At 60.4% G+C, this 18,819-nt stretch carries 21 protein-coding genes and 1 pseudogene; 11 read left to right on the plus strand and 11 right to left on the minus strand.

Going from position 1 to position 18,819, the window contains the following annotated elements; translation table 11 throughout:
• Positions 1 to 70 precede the first annotated feature (70 nt).
• Positions 71 to 475, minus strand: a complete 405-nt coding sequence (locus IB245_RS04555) for an acetyl-CoA sensor PanZ family protein (protein ID WP_192226820.1) — start codon at positions 473 to 475, stop codon at positions 71 to 73.
• Positions 476 to 699: 224 nt separating this feature from the next.
• Between IB245_RS04555 and IB245_RS04560 the strand changes: the two genes are divergently transcribed.
• The 7 genes from IB245_RS04560 to IB245_RS04590 all read left to right on the plus strand — a co-directional run bounded on the left by IB245_RS04560 (position 700) and on the right by IB245_RS04590 (position 6,510).
• Positions 700 to 2,364, plus strand: coding sequence for an OFA family MFS transporter (locus tag IB245_RS04560; RefSeq protein ID WP_192226822.1), 1,665 nt, complete (start codon positions 700 to 702; stop codon positions 2,362 to 2,364).
• Between the two features lie 263 nt (positions 2,365 to 2,627).
• Positions 2,628 to 3,221, plus strand: a complete 594-nt coding sequence (gene hisB / locus IB245_RS04565; protein ID WP_003218037.1) for an imidazoleglycerol-phosphate dehydratase HisB — start codon at positions 2,628 to 2,630, stop codon at positions 3,219 to 3,221.
• Positions 3,221 to 3,859, plus strand: a complete 639-nt coding sequence (gene hisH, locus IB245_RS04570; RefSeq protein ID WP_192226824.1) for an imidazole glycerol phosphate synthase subunit HisH — start codon at positions 3,221 to 3,223, stop codon at positions 3,857 to 3,859. Before hisB ends, hisH begins: the two co-directional genes overlap by 1 nt.
• Positions 3,860 to 4,117: a DUF2164 domain-containing protein gene (locus tag IB245_RS04575; protein WP_008024930.1), complete on the plus strand. Its 258-nt coding sequence runs from the start codon at positions 3,860 to 3,862 to the stop codon at positions 4,115 to 4,117.
• Between the two features lie 42 nt (positions 4,118 to 4,159).
• Positions 4,160 to 4,897, plus strand: a complete 738-nt coding sequence (gene hisA / locus IB245_RS04580) for a 1-(5-phosphoribosyl)-5-[(5-phosphoribosylamino)methylideneamino]imidazole-4-carboxamide isomerase (protein WP_008041005.1) — start codon at positions 4,160 to 4,162, stop codon at positions 4,895 to 4,897.
• A gap of 9 nt (positions 4,898 to 4,906) precedes the next feature.
• On the plus strand, positions 4,907 to 5,677 hold the full coding sequence (gene hisF, locus IB245_RS04585; protein WP_007972752.1) for an imidazole glycerol phosphate synthase subunit HisF: 771 nt from the start codon (positions 4,907 to 4,909) through the stop codon (positions 5,675 to 5,677).
• Positions 5,678 to 5,754: 77 nt separating this feature from the next.
• Positions 5,755 to 6,510: a substrate-binding periplasmic protein gene (locus IB245_RS04590; protein WP_008024926.1), complete on the plus strand. Its 756-nt coding sequence runs from the start codon at positions 5,755 to 5,757 to the stop codon at positions 6,508 to 6,510.
• A 134-nt stretch (positions 6,511 to 6,644) separates the two neighbouring features.
• Here the strand turns inward: IB245_RS04590 and IB245_RS04595 are convergent, their stop codons facing one another.
• From IB245_RS04595 to gpmI, 5 genes and pseudogenes are all read right to left on the minus strand, one after another.
• Positions 6,645 to 7,412 carry a divergent polysaccharide deacetylase family protein gene (locus IB245_RS04595; RefSeq protein ID WP_192226825.1) on the minus strand — a complete coding sequence of 256 codons (768 nt, stop codon included), beginning with the start codon at positions 7,410 to 7,412 and terminating at the stop codon, positions 6,645 to 6,647.
• Position 7,413: 1 nt separating this feature from the next.
• On the minus strand, positions 7,414 to 8,733 hold the full coding sequence (locus IB245_RS04600; protein ID WP_008024923.1) for a S41 family peptidase: 1,320 nt from the start codon (positions 8,731 to 8,733) through the stop codon (positions 7,414 to 7,416).
• 34 nt (positions 8,734 to 8,767) lie between these two features.
• Positions 8,768 to 10,066 (minus strand): murein hydrolase activator EnvC family protein, encoded by a 1,299-nt coding sequence (locus IB245_RS04605; RefSeq protein WP_008024921.1) that lies wholly within the window; start codon positions 10,064 to 10,066, stop codon positions 8,768 to 8,770.
• A 115-nt stretch (positions 10,067 to 10,181) separates the two neighbouring features.
• Positions 10,182 to 10,268: pseudogene (locus tag IB245_RS29235) on the minus strand (metal ABC transporter ATP-binding protein); the annotation flags it as partial.
• A 28-nt stretch (positions 10,269 to 10,296) separates the two neighbouring features.
• Positions 10,297 to 11,826, minus strand: coding sequence for a 2,3-bisphosphoglycerate-independent phosphoglycerate mutase (gene gpmI, locus IB245_RS04610; protein ID WP_008040999.1), 1,530 nt, complete (start codon positions 11,824 to 11,826; stop codon positions 10,297 to 10,299).
• A 153-nt stretch (positions 11,827 to 11,979) separates the two neighbouring features.
• Between gpmI and IB245_RS04615 the strand changes: the two genes are divergently transcribed.
• Genes IB245_RS04615 through secB form a run of 3 tightly spaced genes read left to right on the plus strand, consistent with a single transcriptional unit; the run spans position 11,980 to position 13,176 of the window.
• Positions 11,980 to 12,393: a rhodanese-like domain-containing protein gene (locus IB245_RS04615; protein ID WP_008024918.1), complete on the plus strand. Its 414-nt coding sequence runs from the start codon at positions 11,980 to 11,982 to the stop codon at positions 12,391 to 12,393.
• A 1-nt stretch (position 12,394) separates the two neighbouring features.
• Positions 12,395 to 12,649 (plus strand): glutaredoxin 3, encoded by a 255-nt coding sequence (grxC, locus tag IB245_RS04620; RefSeq protein ID WP_008024917.1) that lies wholly within the window; start codon positions 12,395 to 12,397, stop codon positions 12,647 to 12,649.
• 41 nt (positions 12,650 to 12,690) lie between these two features.
• A complete protein-coding gene (gene secB / locus IB245_RS04625) occupies positions 12,691 to 13,176 on the plus strand; it encodes a protein-export chaperone SecB (protein ID WP_007897410.1) in 486 nt (161 codons plus the stop codon).
• A gap of 122 nt (positions 13,177 to 13,298) precedes the next feature.
• Here secB and IB245_RS04630 read toward each other — a convergent pair whose 3' ends face one another.
• The gene (locus tag IB245_RS04630; RefSeq protein WP_008024914.1) at positions 13,299 to 13,754 is read right to left on the minus strand and encodes a tRNA (cytidine(34)-2'-O)-methyltransferase; all 456 of its coding nucleotides are present in this window, start codon (positions 13,752 to 13,754) and stop codon (positions 13,299 to 13,301) included.
• Here IB245_RS04630 and IB245_RS04635 point away from each other — a divergent pair.
• Positions 13,753 to 14,193 carry a hypothetical protein gene (locus IB245_RS04635; protein WP_032828573.1) on the plus strand — a complete coding sequence of 147 codons (441 nt, stop codon included), beginning with the start codon at positions 13,753 to 13,755 and terminating at the stop codon, positions 14,191 to 14,193. The two genes, IB245_RS04630 and IB245_RS04635, sit on opposite strands and share 2 nt — an antisense overlap.
• Before the next feature lie 525 nt (positions 14,194 to 14,718).
• On the opposite strand, the gene ntrC is transcribed toward IB245_RS04635, so the two are convergent.
• The 4 genes from ntrC to IB245_RS04655 all read right to left on the minus strand — a co-directional run bounded on the left by ntrC (position 14,719) and on the right by IB245_RS04655 (position 18,594).
• Complete coding sequence (gene ntrC / locus IB245_RS04640) at positions 14,719 to 16,155, minus strand: nitrogen regulation protein NR(I) (RefSeq protein ID WP_008024910.1); 1,437 nt, start codon at positions 16,153 to 16,155, stop codon at positions 14,719 to 14,721.
• Positions 16,152 to 17,237 carry a nitrogen regulation protein NR(II) gene (gene glnL / locus IB245_RS04645; RefSeq protein ID WP_008024908.1) on the minus strand — a complete coding sequence of 362 codons (1,086 nt, stop codon included), beginning with the start codon at positions 17,235 to 17,237 and terminating at the stop codon, positions 16,152 to 16,154. The genes ntrC and glnL overlap by 4 nt, the downstream gene beginning before the upstream one ends.
• 230 nt (positions 17,238 to 17,467) lie before the next feature.
• Positions 17,468 to 18,088: a DUF4124 domain-containing protein gene (locus IB245_RS04650; protein ID WP_192226826.1), complete on the minus strand. Its 621-nt coding sequence runs from the start codon at positions 18,086 to 18,088 to the stop codon at positions 17,468 to 17,470.
• Complete coding sequence (locus IB245_RS04655) at positions 18,085 to 18,594, minus strand: DUF4124 domain-containing protein (protein WP_192226827.1); 510 nt, start codon at positions 18,592 to 18,594, stop codon at positions 18,085 to 18,087. Before IB245_RS04655 ends, IB245_RS04650 begins: the two co-directional genes overlap by 4 nt.
• Positions 18,595 to 18,819 lie beyond the last annotated feature (225 nt).

The raw sequence follows: 18,819 nt of genomic DNA on the forward strand, positions 1-18,819 counted from the left end.
GGGCGAGTCCTTGTAGTTAGTCGATTTAGCCGGGGAGTATAGCGCTCAGAAGTGGACGACCGGTCAGCGATCAACCCGGCAGCACATCCAGTGGCACTTTCAGTTTGGCCGCCAGCGCCTGGGACTCAAGGTGCCCGGCAGGTGCCAGCAGGCGCAATGTCGCACCCGATTGCGACGCCAGTTTCTGCGCTTCGTTCACCATTCGCTCGGCAACCCCACGACGACGGGTGATTTTTCGTACACACAGTTGGGACAGATGCCAGACGTCCTGGTGCCTTTGCAAACGTGCCGCGCCCAGCAGGCGATCATTGAAACGCCCGGCGATCAACGAGCCGTCCCGCAGGCAGCCTTCGATCAACTGCACATCATCGGTAAACGGCGCGAACAGCCAATCCGGCGCGTCGCGGTAAATCTTCTGCAAATCCTGCTGATCCTGGTAGGTGGCTTCGTTCAGCAGCTCGACGATGACAGGCATGACGGTTCCTTCAGTGGTACGAGAACAGATGACTTGCAAAAACGTGATATCAGTTTGGTTTTTCTGTCACGTGCAAATGGTAACCTCTGCCGGTTCGTCCGTCCTTCTGCGACGCGATGTCGCACCAAAATGGAGCTTTACCTCAAAAAAACAGTCATGCGTGCGCATAAAGGCTGGAGGTGAGCAGTGGCTGGCGAACCATACTAATAATTGGGGGATACACAATGACCACGAGCATCACGGCGGACGGCATCTATGCCGGCCAGCCTGCGTTCCTGTCCAAGGAGCGCATCATCGCCAAGCCCGGTTTCAACCGTTGGCTGGTGCCACCGGCCGCGCTGGCCATCCACCTCTGCATCGGCATGGCCTACGGCTTCTCGGTGTTCTGGTTGCCACTGTCCAAAGCCCTGGGTGTGACCAAGGCGGTGGCCTGTGCACCGGACATGAGCTTCATCTCGCAAGTGTTCTCGTCGCAATGCGACTGGCCGATCTCGATGCTCGGCTGGATCTACACCCTGTTCTTCATCTTCCTCGGCTGCTCGGCCGCGATCTGGGGTGGCTGGCTGGAACACGCCGGGCCGCGCAAGGCTGGTGTTGTGTCGGCACTGTGCTGGTGTGGTGGTCTGCTGATTTCGGCGCTGGGTGTGTATACGCACCAGATCTGGCTGATGTGGATCGGCTCCGGGGTCATTGGCGGTATCGGCCTGGGCCTGGGTTACATCTCGCCGGTCTCGACCCTGATCAAGTGGTTCCCGGACAAGCGCGGCATGGCGACCGGCATGGCGATCATGGGTTTCGGCGGTGGCGCGATGGTCGGTGCACCGCTGGCCGCAGCCTTGATGGGGCACTTCGCTTCGGCAGACAGCGTGGGCGTGTGGCAGAGCTTCCTGGTGATGGCCGCGATTTACTTCGTGTTCATGATCGGCGGCGCACTGTCCTATCGCGTACCACCAACCGGCTGGAAGCCTGAAGGCTGGACCGCTCCGGCGAAAAAAGCTTCGAACGCGATGATCACTCATCGTCACGTGCACGTGAATGTGGCGTGGAAAACCCCGCAATTCCGTCTGGTATGGCTGGTGCTGTGCCTGAACGTGTCCGCCGGTATCGGCATCCTCGGCATGGCTTCGCCGCTGTTGCAGGAAGTGTTCGCCGGCAAATTGCTCGGCACCGACCAGACGTTTGGTCAGCTCGACGCGGGCCAACTGGCCTCGATTGCCGCGATTGCTGCCGGCTTCACCGGTTTGCTGAGCCTGTTCAACATTGGCGGCCGATTCTTCTGGGCATCGTTCTCGGATTACCTGGGCCGTAAAAACACCTATTTCGTGTTCTTCGCCCTCGGTTTTGCGCTGTACGCGTTGATCCCGAACCTTGGTCACCTGGGCAACGTTGCGCTGTTCGTGGCGGCGTTCTGCATCATCCTGTCGATGTATGGCGGCGGTTTTGCGACGGTTCCGGCTTACCTGGCGGACCTGTTCGGTACACAAATGGTCGGTGCGATCCACGGTCGTCTGTTGACCGCCTGGGCGGCAGCGGGTGTGTTGGGTCCGGTGTTGGTGAACTACCTGCGTGAGTATCAGCTGAGCATCGGCGTTGAACGTGCCGCCGCTTACGACATCACGCTGTACATCCTCTCGGGCCTGCTGGTGCTGGGTTTCATCTGCAACCTGCTGGTGCGTCCAGTGGCCGACAAGTACTTCATGACTGACGCTGAACTGGCCGCCGAACAGGCGCTGGGCCACGACAAGGGTGCTGATGCCAGCACCTCGCTGGAGTGGAAGGCGGCGTCGGGCACCAAGCCGTTGGCGATTGCAGCGTGGCTGGTGGTGGGGATTCCGTTGGCGTGGGGTGTTTGGGTGACCCTGCAAAAAACTGCGGTCCTATTCCACTAAGTACCCCGCGCCCGATCCGTCGGGCGCACTGCTACCTGTAGGAGCGAAGCTTGCTCGCGAAGAACGATGATGCGGTGTTTCAGGTACACCGCCTTCGCGGGCAAGTCGGAGCGCCGCACCGCTCGCTCCTACATGTCATGACAGGTACACCACCGACTTTGTTGAATTCACTCCGTCAGTCATATCACCTCTCGTGTTTCTGTTTCCCGCCCGCGCCCCTATAATGGCTGCCTTTTTCGCCCAATGATTTTGCGGAGCTGGTGATGGCCGAACGTAAGGCGTCAGTCGAGCGCGACACTCTGGAAACCCAGATCAAAGCCTCGATCAACCTGGATGGCACCGGAAAGGCCCGATTTGATATCGGTGTTCCTTTTCTTGAGCACATGCTGGACCAGATCGCCCGTCACGGGCTGATCGACCTGGATATCGTCAGCAAGGGCGACCTGCATATCGACGACCACCACACCGTGGAAGACGTCGGTATCACCTTGGGTCAGGCTTTCGCCAAAGCCATCGGCGACAAGAAAGGCATCCGTCGCTACGGCCACGCCTACGTGCCGCTCGATGAAGCGCTGTCGCGCGTGGTGATCGACTTCTCCGGCCGCCCTGGCCTGCAGATGCATGTTCCCTATACCCGCGCCACTGTTGGCGGTTTCGACGTTGACCTGTTCCAGGAATTCTTCCAGGGCTTTGTCAACCACGCGCTGGTCAGCCTGCACATCGACAACCTGCGTGGCACCAACACCCACCACCAGATCGAAACCGTGTTCAAGGCTTTCGGCCGCGCATTGCGCATGGCCGTAGAGCTCGATGACCGCATGGCCGGTCAGATGCCATCGACCAAAGGCGTTCTGTAATGCAGACGGTCGCGGTTATCGATTACGGCATGGGCAACCTGCACTCGGTGGCCAAGGCCCTCGAGCACGTCGGTGCCGGCAAGGTCTTGATCACCAGTGATGCCGACGTGATTCGCGAAGCTGACCGGGTGGTATTCCCAGGCGTCGGCGCGATTCGCGATTGCATGGCGGAGATCCGTCGCCTGGGTTTCGACTCGTTGGTGCGTGAAGTCAGCCAGGACCGTCCGTTCCTCGGCATCTGCGTCGGCATGCAAGCCTTGCTCGACACAAGTGAAGAGAACGACGGCGTCGACTGCATCGGCCTGTTCCCGGGCGCGGTGAAGTTCTTCGGCAAAGGCCTTGTTGAAGACGGCGAACACCTGAAAGTCCCGCACATGGGCTGGAACGAAGTGAAGCAGACGGTGAGTCACCCGCTATGGCACAACATTCCGGACCTGGCGCGTTTCTACTTTGTGCACAGCTACTACATCGCTGCCGGTAATGCGCGGCAGGTGGTCGGTGGCGGTCACTACGGTGTCGATTTCGCTGCGGCGCTGGCCGATGGCTCGCGTTTCGCCGTGCAGTTCCACCCGGAGAAGAGCCATACCCATGGCCTGCAATTGCTGCAGAACTTCGCTGCGTGGGATGGTCGCTGGTAAATGGCCGTCAAGAAGAAGCCGCCGATCCTGACCCTCACTCCCGAGCAGGAGAACGAGGCCAATCACAAGATCAAACGCTTCATGGAGGATCGCTTCGAGCTGGACCTGGGTTCGTTCGAAGCGGCCGAAATCCTTGAGCTGTTTACCCGTGAAATTGCGCCGCACTATTACAACAGGGCGATTTTCGATGTGCAGACGCACCTTAAAGAAAGGTTCGAAAGCATCGAAAGCGACTTGTGGGCGCTCGAGAAAAACTGATTTCCGAGCGAAGCTGAACACTCGAATTTGAAGGTTTGCCAGATGCTGATTATTCCCGCTATCGATCTCAAGGACGGTGCCTGTGTTCGTCTGCGCCAGGGCCGCATGGAAGATTCCACGGTGTTCTCCGATGACCCGGTGAGCATGGCCGCCAAGTGGGTGGAGGGCGGTTGCCGTCGTCTGCATCTGGTCGATCTGAACGGTGCCTTCGAAGGCCAGCCGGTCAACGGCGAAGTGGTCACCGCCATCGCCAAGCGCTACCCGAACCTGCCGATCCAGATCGGCGGCGGTATCCGCTCGCTGGAAACCATCGAGCACTACGTCAAAGCGGGCGTGAGCTACGTGATCATCGGCACCAAAGCCGTGAAAGATCCGGCGTTCGTCGCCGAAGCCTGCCGCGCGTTCCCGGGCAAAGTGATCGTCGGTCTGGATGCCAAAGACGGTTTCGTCGCCACCGATGGCTGGGCTGAAATCAGCACCGTTCAGGTCATCGACCTGGCCAAGCAATTCGAAGCCGACGGCGTGTCCGCGATCGTTTATACCGACATCGCCAAAGACGGCATGATGCAGGGCTGCAACGTGCCGTTCACCGCTGCGCTGGCTGCGGCCACGAAGATCCCGGTTATTGCTTCCGGTGGTATCCACAACCTGGGTGACATCAAGTCGCTGCTCGACGCCAAGGCGCCGGGCATCATCGGCGCGATCACCGGCCGGGCGATCTACGAAGGCACCCTCGACGTCGCTGAAGCGCAAGCTTTCTGCGATTCGTACAAAGGCTGAGGACTGACCATGGCGCTGGCCAAACGCATCATCCCTTGCCTGGACGTGGATAACGGCCGGGTCGTCAAAGGTGTGAAGTTCGAAAACATCCGCGATGCCGGCGACCCGGTGGAAATCGCCCGTCGTTACGACGAGCAGGGTGCCGACGAGATTACTTTTCTCGACATCACCGCCAGCGTCGACGGTCGCGACACCACGCTGCATACCGTTGAGCGCATGGCCAGCCAGGTCTTTATTCCGCTGACCGTTGGCGGCGGCGTGCGTACCGTGCAGGACATTCGCAACCTGCTGAATGCCGGCGCGGACAAGGTCTCGATCAATACCGCTGCCGTGTTCAACCCGGAGTTCGTGGGTGAGGCGGCGCAGCATTTCGGTTCGCAGTGCATCGTGGTTGCCATCGATGCGAAGAAGGTCTCTGGTCCGGGCGAAACCCCGCGCTGGGAAATCTTCACTCACGGCGGGCGCAAGCCGACCGGTCTCGACGCGGTCGAGTGGGCGAAGAAGATGGAAGGCCTGGGAGCCGGCGAAATCCTGCTGACCAGCATGGACCAGGACGGCATGAAAAACGGTTTCGACCTGGGCGTTACCCGTGCGATCAGCGATGCGCTGGGTATTCCGGTGATCGCTTCCGGCGGCGTCGGCAACCTGCAGCATTTGGCCGACGGCATCATCGAAGGTCACGCCAGCGCCGTTCTGGCCGCGAGTATTTTCCACTTTGGCGAATACACCGTGCAGGAAGCCAAGGCCTACATGGCCCATCGCGGCATCGTGATGCGCTAAACAAACGATACAGGCCAGTGGACATCATGGCGGGCTCAAGGCACTCTTGGGTACGCCATGGATCTCGGTAGCCAGACATGCTCAAACGCCTTCTTCTTGCCCTCGCCAGCGCTTCTCTATTGCAGATCAGTGGCGTGCACGCCACCGAAAATCCCGACGCCGACCTGGTGCTGCTGACGGAAAACTTCCCGCCTTACAACATGGCCAAGAACGGCAAGAACTTCGCTCAGGACGAGAACATCAATGGCATCGCCGTGGACATTGTCCGCGAGATGTTCAAGCGTGCCGACGTAACCTACAGCCTGACCCTGCGTTTCCCCTGGGAGCGTATCTACAAGCTCGCCCTCGAGAAACCCGGGTATGGCGTGTTCGTGATGGCGCGGCTGCCTGACCGTGAAAAGCTCTTCAAGTGGGTCGGCCCGATCGGTCCGGATGACTGGATCATGCTGGCCAAGGCGGACAGCAAGATCAGCCTGGAAACGCTGGAAGATGCGCGCAAATACAAGATCGGTGCGTACAAGGGCGACGCGATTGCCGAGACGCTGGCCAAGCAAGGGTTGAAGCCGATTGTCGTGCTGCGGGACCAGGACAACGCGAAGAAACTGACCAGCGGCCAGATCGACTTGTGGGCCACGGGCGACCCGGCCGGGCGTTACCTGGCGCGTCAGGACGGTGTCACCGGGCTCAAGACCGTGCTGCGCTTCAACAGTGCGGAGCTGTATTTGGCGCTGAACAAAGACGTGCCGGATGAAACCGTCGCCAAGCTGCAAGCCGCGCTGGATCAGCTGCGCAAGGAAGGCGTGGTGGACGAGATCATGGGGCGGTATCTCTAATCTCGGTGACCTGCACAATCTAATGTGGGAGCGGGCTTGCTCGCGAATGCGCAGTGTCAGTCGACATTAACATTGACTGACACACCGCATTCGCGAGCAAGCCCGCTCCCACAGTTGTTTTGCGAGGCGGCAAGTTAGCGGTAAACGCCGTCCTTGCCGTGCGCAGTCGTTGCGCGGTTACTGCGCACGCTGATCATCAACTTGATATCAATCCAGTCAATGCCCTGAGCTTTCAGCTTCGGCAACTCGCGCTCCAGCACTGCCAGCGTCTGCGGATACGGATGCCCGATCATCACCGCCGAACCCTGTTTATGCGCCAGATTGATCGCGGTCTGTAGCTGGGTGAAGATCGCCGCTTCAGTTCGCTCATCATCCAGAAACACATCCCGCGAAACACTCGCCAACCCAATCTTCTGCGCTTCGGCCGCTGCCACGGTTTGCGCGCTGGTGCGGCTGTCGACGAAGAACTTGTGCCGCCGCTGCAACTCCGCCATCAACCAGGCCATGGCGGGTTGCTGTGCGGTCATGCGACTGCCCATGTGGTTGTTGATGCCGCTTGTGTACGGGACCATTTTGAATGCCGCGTCGAGGCGCTTCGCAAGCTCTTCGATGGGCAGCTCGGGATGCCAGGCGAACGGCCCCGTGGCGGGGTCCATCGGCATGTGCAGGATGACGATCTTGCCGGCGCGATGAGCTTCGCGAGCGAATTCGGTGGCGTGGGGTGTGTCGGGCATGATCGCCGTGGTCACGGGGCCGGGCAGGGCCAGCACGCGGCGATCCCGGGGCAGGTTCTGCCCCAGGTCATCGATGATCAGGCTGATGTAGGCTTTTTGAGGGGCGGGCGCCGCGTGAGCAACACCCGCCAGACAGCACAGCAGACCGAGAACCAACCGCAGGCGCATCTCAGCGGCCGGAGGTGATGCTCAACCCTTTGAGCAGGCTCAGGGCTTGGGCCAACTGGTAGTCATCATCCTGCGGCATCGCCTTGGCCTTGGCGCTGGAGCCGGTCGGTTTGTCGGCGCCGCCGTTGCCATTGCCCAGGTGACCTTGCAGATCGGCTTCCTTGAAGTATTCGCCGTCCTGCTCGCTGGTGATCTTGGCCTTGCGCACTTCGATGTCCGGGACGATGCCCTGGGCCTGGATCGAGCGGCCGTTCGGCGTGTAATACAGCGCCGTGGTGATCTTCAGCGCGCGGTCGTTGTTCAGCGGCAGCACGGTTTGCACCGAGCCCTTGCCGAAACTGGTGGTGCCCATGACCACCGCGCGTTTCTGATCCTGCAGGGCGCCGGCCACAATTTCCGAGGCCGAGGCGCTGCCGCCGTTGATCAGCGCAACCATCGGCACCGCTTCGCTTTCGTCTTTGCCGGTGGCGGAGAAGCGCAACTCGGAGTTGGCGATGCGGCCCTTGGTGTAAACGATCAGGCCCTTGGTGATGAAGTGGTCGACCACTTCCACCGCTGCCTGCAGCACGCCGCCCGGGTTGTTACGCAGGTCGAGGATGATGCCTTTGAGCTTCTTGCCGTTGTCCTTGCGCAACTTGGCCAGGGCCTTGGAGACTTCTTCGCCGGTCTTGACCTGGAACTGAGTGATGCGGATGTAGCCGTAGCCGGACTCCAGCAACTGGCTCTTCACGCTCTTCACCTGAATGATGGCGCGGGACAGGGTCACGTCGAACGGCGTGCCGCCATCGCGAACCAGGGTCAGGGTGATTTTCTGGCCGATCTTGCCGCGCATCTTGTCCACGGCTTCGGTCATGCTCTGGCCGCGAGTCGGCTGGCCGTTGATCTTGACGATGAAGTCGCCGGCCTGAATGCCGGCCTTCGAGGCGGGTGTGTCATCGATAGGCGAAACCACCTTGATGAAACCGTCTTCGGCGCCGACTTCGATGCCCAGGCCGCCGAATTCGCCGCTGGTGCTTTCCTGCAACTCAGCGAAGTCTTCCGGGCCCAGGTAGGCGGAGTGCGGGTCGAGGTTGCTGAGCATGCCCTTGATGGCGTTTTCCAGCAGGGTCTTGTCGTCCACCGGTTCGACATAGGCTGCCTTGATCCGGTCCATGACCTCGGCAAAGGTGCGCAACTCTTCCAGCGGCAACGGCGCCTTGGTCGTCGCAGCAGTGCCCGCAGGCGCGACCGCCGGAGCCGGTTGAGCAGCGAACGCCAGAGGCGCGCCGATCACCAGTGCGATCGTCAGGGCCAGCGAGGTAAGACGGGACAAATGCAGCATGTCGAACGAACTCCTAATGTAGGTGACTCAACGCCTATCCTTGCGCGCGGCACCATTGCGCCGGATCACTCGGGTGACCCTGCTGACGAATTGCGAAATACAGTGCTGGAGTGTCCTGCCCGCCGCTGTTACCGACAGTGGAGATGGACTCACCGGCTTTCACCACGTCACCCGCAGACTTGAGCAGCGTCTGGTTGTGACCGTAAAGACTCAAAAAACCGTTGCCGTGGTCAAGGATCACCAGCAAGCCGGCACCGCGCAGCCAGTCGGCAAACACCACGCGACCACCATGCACGGCATGCACCTGGCTGCCGGCGGAGGCGCTGATCATCACGCCGTCCCATTTGGTGCGGGCGTCGTCGCCACGGGTTTCGCCAAAGCGTGCCAGCAGTCGACCATCAACCGGCCATGGAAGTTTTCCCCGGCTGGAAGCAAACGGGCCGCCAAACGTCTCGCCTGAGCTTGATACCAGGGCGCCGGGTGTCGATTTAACGGGTTTGCGTGGGGCGTCAGTGGCGTCTGCATCTGCTGCCGCCTGAGCCTCACGTAAACGCTTTTTTTCGGCTTCCTGCTGGGCAATCAGCGCTTTTTGCCGCGCTTCTTCTGCCTCACGAGCCTGGCGGGCCAGGGTTTCTTCGATGGTTTTAAGGACTTTAGACAGGTCTGCCTGATCCTGCTCGCGGGCGGCCAGTTTCTGATCGCGAGCCTTTACGTCATCGCTGAGCTTGGCGAGGACCTGCTGGCGTTCCTGACGGACTTTGTCGAGTTCATCGCGCTGGCTGTCGAGGCTGCTCTTTTGCACCAGCAACTGCGCTTGTTGTAGGGCGATGTCTTTTTCGACATTGGCCAATTGACGCAAGGTTTCGTTGAAACTCTTCAACTGCTCCAGGCGGGCCTGGCTCAGGTAATCGTAATAGGTGAGGGTGCGGGCGAATTTTTCCGGATTCTGCTGGTTGAGCAGCAGCTTCAAATACTCCTGACGGCCGTTCTGATAGGCCGCGCGGGCCTGAATGGCGATCAGTCTTTGCTGTTCAATGCGCGCGCTCTGGAGTTTTTTTTTCTCACCATCGAGACGCTGCAGCTCGGATTCGCTTTTTTTCAGCTCTTTTTGCAGGGCTTCGACCTGCTTCTCGAGCTTGCCCATCTCGGTCTCGGTGCCCTTGAGGTCTTTCTGCACCCCGGATTTCTCTTCCTGGAGCTTGCCCAGCAGTTTTTTCAGCTCGGCGATGTCCTGACGCGTGGCGTCCAACTGTTGTTGGGTTTGCGCGCGCTCGTCAGCAAAGGCCGGTTGGAGCAGGCAAGTCAGGGCAAGGGCTATCAGGACGCGAAGCATAGAGGCGGGCGACACCAGGGAAAGGGACGGCCTAGTATGCCCGCCCCACGCTGCAAAAAAAACGCCCAATTGGGGCTGTGTGATAACCGGCCCGAAAAACCACGCAATACCAATGTGGGAGCGGGCTTGCTCGCGAATGCGGTGTGTCAATCAAGGTTGATGTCGACTGACACACCGCTTTCGCGAGCAAGCCCGCTCCCACAGGGTTTTTCGGTGTTTGAGCGACCGGGTTACACCAGGATCGAAGTCCCGGTCATTTCAGCCGGTTTTTCCAGGCCCAACAGCTTCAGCATGGTTGGCGCCACATCCGCCAGCACGCCGCCTTCACGCACCTTCAGGTCACGCTTGCCGACATAAATGAACGGCACCGGCTCGGTGGTATGTGCGGTATGCGCCTGGCCGGTGGTTTCGTCGGACATCTGCTCGACGTTGCCGTGATCCGCTGTGATCAGCGCTTCGCCGCCGACTTTGTCCAGCGCATCGACGATGCGGCCGACGCACAGGTCCAGGCATTCCACGGCTTTCACCGCTGCTTCGAACACGCCGCTGTGGCCGACCATGTCGCCGTTGGCGTAGTTGACCACGATCACGTCGTAACGCTGGTTTTCGATGGCGTCGACGATGCGGTCGGTGACTTCCGGCGCGCTCATTTCCGGCTGCAAGTCATAAGTAGCGACTTTCGGCGACGGGATCAGGATGCGTTCTTCGCCCGGGAACGGTTCTTCACGGCCGCCGGAGAAGAAGAAGGTCACGTGGGCATACTTCTCGGTTTCGGCGATGCGCAGCTGCGTCTTGCCGTTTTTCGCCAGGAAGTCGCCGAGCACGTTGTCCAGGCTGCCGGCGGCGAAGGCCGATGGCGCGGGGATGCTGGCGGCGTATTGGGTGAGCATGACGAAACCGGCCAGTTTTGGCTGGCGCGCACGTTCGAAATCCTTGAAACCGTCTTCGACGAACACGCGGGTGAGCTCGCGGGCGCGGTCGGCGCGGAAGTTCATGAACACTACGGCGTCGCCGTCTTCGACTTTAACCGGCTCACCGATGGAGGTGGCTTTGACGAATTCGTCGCTCTCGCCACGCTCGTACGCGGCTTGCAGGCCTTCCTGGGCGGTGGCGGCGTTGAATTCGCCATTGCCGTCGACAATCAGGTTGTAGGCTTGGGACACGCGGTCCCAGCGGTTGTCGCGGTCCATGGCGAAGTAACGGCCAATAATGCTGGCGATCCGGCCTTTGCCGAGGGCCTGGAAGGTCGCGTCGAGCAGTTCGATCGACGACTGGGCGCTTTTCGGCGGCGTGTCGCGGCCATCGAGGAAGGCGTGCAGGTAGATTTTTTCCGCGCCGCGTTTGGCAGCCAATTCGGCCATGGCAACCAGGTGATCCTGGTGGCTGTGAACGCCGCCATCGGACAGCAGGCCCATGAAGTGCACGGCTTTGCCGGCGGCAACGGCTTTATCCACAGCCGCGCAGATGGTCGGGTTCTCGAAGAACTCGCCGTCGCGGATCGATTTGGTCACGCGAGTAAAGTCTTGATACACAACGCGGCCGGCACCGAGGTTCATGTGGCCGACTTCGGAGTTGCCCATCTGGCCATCCGGCAGGCCGACGTCCATGCCACTGCCCGAGATCAGACCGTTCGGCACGGTGGCCCACAGACGGTCCAGTACGGGCTTCTTCGCCGCATAGATGGCGTTGGATTCAGGGCTCTCACTGTGACCGAAGCCGTCGAGAATAATCAGGACCAAAGGTTTAGGCGTGGTAGTCATGGATTCCACTCGTGGCTGAGTTAAAAGAGGGCAATGGAAAAGGGAGTGGCAGTTTAAAGCGAAGTTCCGACGGCGTCACCGCCGGACGGGGTTTGGCCCACCATAGTGGCTGTGTATACTGGCCGACATTTTAACGCCCTGGAACCTCCTTCGATGGTTGCTCACCTGATTGAATTTGCCACTAACCACTATCTGCTCGTCGGTATCTTCGTGGTACTGCTGGCGTTGCTGATCGCCTATCAGATGCAAGGCGGCGGCCGCAGCCTGAGCACCGGTGAACTGACCGGCCTGGTCAACAAGGACGCGGGCGTTGTGATCGACATTCGTCCGGTCAAGGATTTCGCCGCCGGTCATATTGTTGGCGCGTTGAACATTCCTCACGACAAACTGGCCGCTCGCGTGGCCGAACTGGAAAAGCACAAGGCCAAGACCATCATCCTGGTCGACGCCATGGGCCAGACCGCCGGCACTCACGCTCGCGAACTGATGAAGTCCGGCTTCACCGCCGCCAAGCTGTCCGGCGGTATTTCCAGCTGGAAAGGCGACAATCTGCCGCTGGTGAAGTGATATGAGCAACGTCGTCGTCTATTCCAGCGATTACTGCCCTTACTGCTCGCGAGCCAAGTACCTGCTCGAGAACAAAGGCGTGGCCTTCGAAGAGATCAAGGTCGATGGCAAGCCGCAGGTGCGCGCCGCCATGGCCCAGAAGGCCGGGCGCACGTCCGTGCCGCAGATCTGGATCGGTGAGCGCCACGTTGGCGGTTGTGATGATTTGTTTGCCCTTGAGCGCGCCGGCAAGCTCGACGCCATGCTCAAGGCCTGAATGCCTTCCCTATAAGACCCCAAGATCAGAAAGGATCTGAGATGACTGACCAACAGAACACTGCAGCTAGCGAAGAAGAAACCGCACCGCAATTCTCCTTGCAGCGCATCTACGTACGTGACTTGTCGTTCGAAGCCCCGAAAAGCCCGGCGATCTTCCGCCAGCAGTGGGAACCAAGCGTCGGTCTGGATCTGAACACCCGCCAGAAGGCACTGGAAGGCGACTTCCACGAAGTCGTGCTGACCCTGTCCGTGACCGTGAAAAACGGTGAAGAAGTAGCGTTCATCGCTGAAGTGCAACAGGCCGGGATCTTCCTGATCAAGAACCTGGACGACGCTTCGATGAGCCACACCCTCGGCGCGTTCTGCCCGAACATCCTGTTCCCGTACGCTCGCGAAACCCTGGACAGCCTGGTGACCCGTGGTTCGTTCCCGGCCCTGATGCTGGCTCCGGTGAACTTCGACGCGCTGTACGCACAAGAACTGCAACGCATGCAGGCGGCTGGCGAGACTCCAACCGTTCAATAAGCTGCGCAGCGACACCCGTGTGGGAGTGAGCCTGCTCGCGATGGCGGTGTGTCAGATGACTTCAATGTCAGCTGACACACCGCCATCGCGAGCAGGCTCACTCCCACATTTGTTATGGGGTGTTACTTGAATCCGAGCTGGCGCCAGCCCTCGTAGACGGCAACCGCCACAGTGTTCGACAGGTTCAGGCTGCGACAGCCTTCGCGCATCGGCAAACGCAGGCGTTGTTCGCCGGGCAGGGCATCCAGCACTTCCGCCGGCAAGCCTCGGCTTTCCGGGCCGAACAGAAAGGCATCGCCCTCGGCGAAGCTCGCGTCATGGAACGGCCGCGAACCCTTGGTGGTAAACGCGAACACCCTTGGATGACCAAGGCTCTCCAGGCAACTGGCGAGGTCCGCATGGCGTTGCAGGGTGGCATACTCGTGGTAATCGAGGCCGGCCCGGCGCAGGCGCTTGTCGTCCATCTCGAAGCCCAGCGGTTCGATCAAATGCAGGTGGCAGCCACTGTTGGCGCACAGCCTGATAACGTTGCCGGTATTCGGCGGAATTTCTGGTTGAAAAAGGATGACGTGAAACATGCACGGCTCCGAAGGTAAAGATGACGGGCATTCTACGCCGCAAGCGGATCCCCGTTCGAAACTATTCCCGCGCGTGATGGGTTCGCTGGCGATTGTCGGGGTAATGGTGGGGCTGATGATCGGTCGCCTGACCACGCCCGACCCCAGTGAATTGCAGCAAATCGAAGTGACGAACGACGGCCTGGTGGTGTGGTTCAACAACGAACCCAAGTCCCACGGCGAGTTTATCGACGGCAGCCTGGCGTTGCTGTTCGAGGCGGAGGGCAAGACGCAGAAAGGTCAGCTCAAGCTCAACGACAAGAACGTGAACTGGCGGGTGCGATTGAGTGATGGGGGGTTGTTGCTGTCGGTGGTGGCGGCCCGGCCACTGCAAGGCGAGTGGGCCGGTAGCGAGGTCGATGACCGCTGGCGGCTGGAGATCCATCTCCGGGAGCAATAAAAGAGGGAATCCCCGGCCTGCCTGTACCAAGGTTCCCAAAACGGCAGGGCTCGCGCATTGCATCGTGAGCCCGGTGTAAAGAAGGAACCCCTGACCTGCCTGTATCAAGGGCCCCAAAACTGTTTGGGCTCGTCGCAAGTGCGGTGTGAGCCCGATGTAAAGAGGGGAATCCCCGGCCTGCCTGTACCAAGGTCCCCGAAACCGGGTAGTGAACTGAATCACTGAATGGACTATTGCAGGGGGCGTGCCAGGTTTTAACAGCTTGAAACAATCTCGCGCTCTGAAACGCCGAAAGCCCTGTATTGCGGGGCTTTCGTGTTTTTTCGTCAGGGGTTCGATTGTGAACGCAGGTGGGGTTTTGGATCGGTTGGTGTGCGCGATTGCGGTTCACGGTGCATTCAGGCGGTGCACGTTGGCCCCAAAAGCTTCGCGGGCAAGCCTAGCTCCTACAGGATTTCTACCAACCTGTAGGAGCGAGGCTTGCCCGCGAATGGATCTATGCAACGATGATGATCTAAAGGCTAATTAACCCTCATCCCCCTCATCATCATCCCCACCATCCACCTTCATCCCCAGTTCCTTGATCTTGCGCGTCAGGGTATTACGCCCCCAACCCAGCAAAACCGCAGCATCACGACGGCGGCCAGCGGTGTGCTTGAGTGCAGTCTCGATCATGATCCGCTCAAACGCCGGCACCGCGCTGTCGAGCAGGCTCGACTGACCACGCGCCAACGCCTGATCGGCCCACTGGCGCAGCGCTTGCTCCCAGTTGGTCACCGGCGCCGAATCCTGCGGCAGGCTCAGCAGCTCTGGCGGCAGGTCGCTGATGTGCACTTCGCGACCCGAAGCCATCACCGTGATCCAGCGGCAGGTGTTTTCCAGCTGACGGACGTTGCCGCCCCACGGCAGGTTCTTCAGGTATTCCTCGGTTTCGCTTTTCAACAGCTTCGGCTCGACCGCCAGTTCTTGCGCGGCGCGGCTGAGGAAGTGTTTGGCGAGGGTCGGGATGTCTTCGCGACGGTCCGACAACCGTGGAATATGAATGCGGATCACGTTGAGGCGGTGGAACAAGTCTTCACGGAATTTCCCGGCGTGCACCAGGGTTTCCAGGTTCTGGTGAGTCGCGGCGATGATCCGCACGTCGACTTTGACCGGCACGTGGCCGCCGACGCGGTAGAACTCGCCGTCTGCCAGCACGCGCAGCAAACGGGTCTGCGTGTCCGCCGGCATGTCGCCGATTTCATCAAGGAACAGCGTGCCGCCATCCGCCTGTTCGAATCGTCCGCGACGCAGGTTGGCCGCACCGGTGAACGCGCCTTTTTCATGGCCGAACAGCTCGGATTCCATCAGGTCTTTCGGGATGGCCGCCATGTTCAGCGCAATGAATGGCGAAGCCGCCCGTGGACTGTGACGGTGCAGGGCATGGGCGACCAGCTCTTTACCCGTACCCGATTCACCGTTGATCAGCACGGTAATGTTGGAGTGGCTCAAGCGCCCGATGGCGCGAAACACTTCCTGCATCGCCGGCGCTTCGCCGATGATTTCCGGGGTGCGGGTCAGGGCGACCGGGACTTCCAGGCCTTGCTGTTCCTGGGCGTGCTGGTTAGCGCGCTTGACCAGGGACACCGCTTCGTCGACATCGAACGGCTTGGGCAGGTATTCGAACGCGCCGCCCTGATAGGACGCGACAGCGCTGTCCAGATCGGAGTGCGCAGTCATGATGATCACTGGCAGCCGTGGGTGTTGCTCGCGAATCCGCGCCAGAAGGTCCAGACCGCTGGCACCCGGCATGCGAATGTCGGAGATGATCACGTCCGGCTGCTGGCGCGCCAGGCGGCTCATCACGCCATCGGCGCTGTCGAAGCTTTGCGTGGTCATGCCTTCCTGCTGCAAGGCTTTTTCCAGGACCCAACGGATAGAACGGTCGTCATCGACGATCCACACGGTTTCACTACGGCTCATGTCGATGTGGCTCCTTGTTCCAGTGGCAGAAAGATCGAGAAGGTGGTGTGGCCTGGATGGCTGTCACATTCGATCAGGCCCTGGTGCTGGCTGATGATGTTCTGGGTAATGGCCAGGCCGAGCCCGGTACCGTCCGGGCGCCCGCTGACCATGGGAAAGAAGATGGTTTCCTGAAGTTCCGCAGGAATACCGGGGCCGTTGTCGATGATTTCGATCTTGGTCACCAGGCGATGGCGCACGTGGCCGATGGTGAACTGGCGCATGGCGCGGGTGCGCAGGCTGATGCGACCCAGGCGCAGCTCGTTCTGGCTGCTGATGGCCTGCATTGCGTTGCGCACGATATTCAGGACGGCCTGAATCATCTGTTCGCGGTCGATCAACACGTCGGGAATGCTTGGGTCGTAATCGCGCACCAATGTGATGCAGCCCTGGCTTTCGGCCTCGACCAAGTGGCAGACGCGTTCCAGCACTTCGTGGACGTTGCACATGGCCAACGATGGCAACTTGTTGGAGCCGAGCATGCGATCGACCAGGTTTCGCAGGCGGTCGGCTTCTTCAATGATGACGTTGGTGTAGTCGCGCAGGCTTTCTTCCGGCAGCTCGCGGGCGAGCAGCTGGGCCGCACCGCGAATCCCGCCGAGCGGATTCTTGATCTCGTGAGCGAGGCCGCGCACCAGCATCTTGCTGGTTTCCTGCTTCGACAGCTGCGCCTCTTCCTTGGTGATCCGCAGCAAGCGGTCACGCGGGTGGACTTCCAGCAGCAGCATGGTGGCGCCGTTGGCCAGGATCGGTGTGACCGCGTAATCGACGGTCAGCGTCTGGCCGGTCAGGGCGGTGAGCATCGCTTCGCGTTTGGTGAACGGATGCGCCTGCTCGACCGCCTGGCGCAGGGAATTCAGGGCTTCGGTGGATTCGGTGAACAACTCACTGATGAACTGCCCATGGCTGCGCTGGCCACTGATGGCCAGCAGCATCTCCGCCGCCGGGTTCATGTACTCGAGGCGCAGTTCGGCGTCGAGCAGGATGGTGGCGGTGGTCAGGTTGTCGAGCAGCAATCGATGCAGTGCGTCGCTAATGGTCATCAGGACCTCTTTTGGAGCAGGGCATGCGCGTGAATAACGCGCCGATATCAGGAAAATGCAAAAACCAAACCAAGGCTCCGAAAAGAAGCGTTAAAGGCCTGAAACGGGCGTTTGACGCTCGTTTGCGTGGCGTTCTGCCAGCTTTTGCGGGTACTTTCGAACCAAAATGGGTTGATATTTGGGTACGGTGCAACCCATTGCACCAATATAGTGCGCAAAGCTGAACGTGGTTAGAAGAAACGCAGGAAGGGATTTTTGGGCTCGATGGGCTTGTCCTTGAGCGGACATTCCGGTCGTTGGCCGTAGTCGGTCAGCGCGCAGGGTTTGACCTGGCGTTTTTGTGCGAGGGAAATGCGCAGCATATGGAAGGGTTGACTGGCGGTGCGCTCGACGATGCGGCCGTGTTCGTCGAGGATTTCCACGGACAGGTTGTGGCTGCCACGATCGATGTTGCTCAACGCGAACACAGGGCTCGGACCAGGTTCAGCCGTGGGCTGCCCGTCCAGCAACAAGCGGTAGCGATGGCCTCGTTGCAGGCCGGGTTCGCTGGTGATGCTGACGATCAGTTCGCCGGCGCTGCTGCGGATTGTGGCGTCGGGCTCGGGCACCAGCACTCGCAGCATGTCGTAGCGGAACAGGGGTTTGGTTTCGGTTCGCTTCTCGGCAATCACCGGCGCTGCGCCGGTCGGGTTGGCGGACATGCGGTTGCTCGTCGCCAGCGGCACGCGTCTGGCGTTGCCGGAGCCAGGCTGGTCGGTGAAGACCCGATTGCCCTGTGCGTCGATGTAAGTGAAGACTTCGGCCGATGCGGACAACGCGATCAGGCAGGCGGCCAGCAGCCATAACCTCACGGCTTGTGCACCCGCTGAACCGTGAAGGTTACGGTCGGACTCTGCTGCACGATATCTTCCCCGTCGATCACCTGCACCGCGAGGCTGTGAGTGCCGCGATCAATGTTGACCAGTTGCAGGATCGGCACGTTGCTCGGCTGGCCGTAAGGCTGGTCGTCCAGCAGCAGCCTGAAAAGATGCGGGCCTTGCAAGCGCGGTTTGATCAACACGTTGACGGTGAAGGTACCGTTGTTGGCTCGCAGCGCTTCGGTGGTGGGCAGGTTGGTCAGCTCCAGCACCTCGTAGGCGCTGCGAGGTTGTTCGCCGCTGGTGGCTTGTGCGGGTGGGGTGGGAGGCGCTTGGCGCTCGACGCTGTTGAGCGGCGGCAGTTCGACCGGCTGAGCCTTCACACCGTCGGGTGGTTGATTGCTGTAGGCAGTGTTGCCGGCGGCGTCGGTGTACTTATAAATCTGCGCGGCGGCGGGCAGGGCGATCAACAGCAGGATGAACAGAAAACCACGACCCATAAAATCGACCAGAAACGAACGCGTTGGGTTGCAGCATAGGTCAGGGTTGGTGATTGACCCAAGTTGTAAACATTTGGGCATGATTTGCCGTCATCTCCCAAGCGCAACGAATCCCCTGTGGGAGCGAGACCGGCTTGCCGGCGATGGCGGCGGATCATCCAGCATCAGTGTTGAAGGAACGAATGCTATCGCCGGCAAGCCGGTCTCGCTCCTACATTGGTTTAT

The organism is Pseudomonas sp. PDM02 (genome assembly GCF_014852285.1).
GTDB classification, from domain to species: Bacteria; Pseudomonadota; Gammaproteobacteria; order Pseudomonadales; family Pseudomonadaceae; genus Aquipseudomonas; species Aquipseudomonas migulae.